We start from the raw sequence: 1,040 nt of genomic DNA, 5'->3' as shown, positions 1-1,040 counted from the left end.
AACCCAGATGGAACCGTGCAGTTGGGTGGACAGGAGATCCCGAGTGACGATGAGGCGGCGAATATTGGCGGCATATTTGATTTCGAGGTGTACAACGTCGCTGAGGTTGGTGATTCGGTCAGCTTGGTGTTCCCGCAGAAGTTACCTATTCCTGCTGGAGCGGTGTATCGCAAGTACATCAACGGCAGCTGGGTGACCTTGACCGAGAATGACCGCAATCAAGTCATGAGCGCTCTCGGTGAGCCGGGCGTGTGTCCTCCTCCGGGCGCCAGTGCTTATCAAGCTGGCCTGCTTGAGGGTTCACACTGTGTGCAGCTGGTGCTTGAAGATGGTGGTCCAAATGACGCCGATGGTGAAGCCAACGGCTCCGTTGCTGACCCCGGTGGTGTGGCTATCCTGCTCAATGGCAATAGCTTGCCGGTTGCGGTCATGGACGAAGTCACGATGGGTTGGAATGAAAGTCGCATCATTGATGTGGTGAGTAATGACACCGATCCGGATGGCGACACGCTGGTGTTAGCGAATGCCTTTGCACCGCTCGGTGAAGTGAGTATCGAAAGTGATACGGAGCTGCGTTATACCCCGCCAACCGATTATGCGGGCGAAATAGAGCTCAGCTACAGCATCACGGACGGTGAAGGGGGTACTGGCAACGGTACGGTGGTTGTCACGATTGAAGCCAATCGGATGCCAGTGACAGGCAACGACAGTGCCTCAACCGATGACCGCACGGCGATTACCGTCAACGTACTGGCGAACGACAGTGACCCAGATGGCGACAGTCTGACGCTGGTTGAAGTGTCAGTGAACACCGGCGGCTCTGCAGCCATTACCAGTGATGATCAGGTGCGCTTCACGCCAAGCCAAGGCTTTGATGGCACGGCGACAGTGAGCTATGTGGTCAGCGACGGCAACGGCGGTGAGGCAACCGGAACGCTCACGGTCAATGTCGATGCGATTGAAGTCATTCGTGTGGATGGAAAATCCAGTGGGGGTCAGTTGAGTATCTGGCTCGCCCTGATGGCTCTGGGTGGCGCGCT

General features: G+C 56.6%; 1 protein-coding gene. It reads left to right on the top strand.

Annotation, left to right across the window (positions count from 1 at the left end; all coding sequences use genetic code 11):
- On the top strand, window positions 1–1,040 hold a 1,040-nt coding region (locus CWE22_RS12075), incomplete at both ends, for an Ig-like domain-containing protein (protein WP_169931748.1).

This window comes from Pseudidiomarina aestuarii, from assembly GCF_003987355.1.
Classification (GTDB): Bacteria; Pseudomonadota; Gammaproteobacteria; order Enterobacterales; family Alteromonadaceae; genus Pseudidiomarina; species Pseudidiomarina aestuarii.
Note: the sequence above shows the minus strand (reverse complement) of the source record. Positions and strands in the feature narration are given on the sequence as shown.